The sequence below is a fragment of the Rhizobacter sp. P3_B12 genome (assembly GCF_056402895.1).
On the sequence record NZ_JBFUGN010001264.1, the window covers coordinates 1 to 1466 of the forward strand.

General features: G+C 71.8%; 1 protein-coding gene. It reads left to right on the forward strand.

The window, feature by feature from the left end; all coding sequences use genetic code 11:
* Positions 1-1466 (forward strand): PAS domain-containing protein (locus tag AC1D01_RS34360; protein WP_477873938.1); only part of this gene is annotated, 1466 nt, incomplete at both ends.

Sequence of the window (1466 nt, forward strand, 5' to 3'; positions counted from 1 at the left end):
GGCGCGACGTGCGCCAGTTGCTCGGCCTGCCGCCGCAGGCCGCGCTGGCGGCGGCCGAACACCGCTGGACCACGCCCTCCGGCACGCAGCGCTGGCTGAGCCTGCAGTCACCCGGCCCGCAGCTGCTGCTGGTGCAGGACATCACCGACGTGCGCGCGCTCGGCGACGAGGCGCGCCGGCTCGCCGAGCTGCTCGACATGGCGCAGGAGTTCGGGCGCCTGGGCGTCTGGGAGCGCGACATCCCGTCCGGCGAGGGCCGCTGGGATCGCCACATGTTCCGCTTCTTCGGCCTGGACCCGGCCGGCGGCACGCCGAACTTCGCGCTCACCGCGCAGCACATCCACCCGGACGACCGGGTCGACCCGCGGCTGTTCGAATCGATGACCGAGCCCGGCCAGTACACCCGGCGCTACCGCATCGTGATGCCCGACGGCCGGATCCGGCGCGTGCATTCGCAGTGGGAGGTCAAGTCCGCCCCCGGCGGCGGCACGCCGACCCGAGCGATCGGCATCATGGTCGACGACACCGAGGCCTACGAGCTGGCCGAGTCGTTCAATGACACCAGCGCGCAGCTGAAGATCGCGGTCGACCTGGGCAACATCGCGATCTGGCGCCATGACCTGAAGCGCAACCGCATGTACTACAACGAGCGCGCCTACCAGGTGCTCGACATCACGCCGCGGCCCGAGGGCATGGCGATGGAGGAGGTGCGCGCGCTGATCCACCCCGACGACCTGCCGCAGGTGCTGGCCACCTCGCAGGCCGCGCTGCGCTCGGACCGCCCGGTCGACATGGAAGCCCGCTACCGCCGCCCGGACGGCAGCTTCCGCTACGTGCTGACGCGCCGTGTCGTGCGCCGCGATGCCGAGGGCACGCCGATCGAGTTCGTCGGCGTCGCGCTCGACGTGACCGAGCAGGTCGAGCACACGCGGCGCGCGACCGAGCTCGCGAAGCGGCTGGAGATCGCCGCCACGGCGGCGGGCCTGGGCATCTGGAGCCGCGACCCGCAGACGCGCCGCGCCGAATGGAACGACGAGATGTTCCGCATCATCGGCCGGCCGAAAGAGGCGGGCGTGCCATCGGGCGCCGAGTGGATGACCGAGGTCGTGCACCCGGACGACCGCGCCTTCATGGAGCGCGTGCGCGACGAGATCCGCGCGAGCGACGAGATGTCGGTGGAGCACGAGTACCGCATCCGCCGTCCTGATGGCGAGGTGCGCTGGCTGGTGAACCGGGTGCGGCGCGAATCGCGCGACGGCCGGCCGATGCTGTTCGGCATCACGATCGACGTGACCGAGCGCGTGAAGACCGAAGCGGCATTGCGCAGCGCGAACGAGCGCATCGGTCTCGCGGTGCGCAGCGTGGGCATCGGCACCTGGGAATGGCTGCCGCGCACCGACACCTCGGTGTGGGACGAGGCGATGTTCCGGCTGCGCGGCCTGGAGCCGTCGGACCAGGTGCCGAAC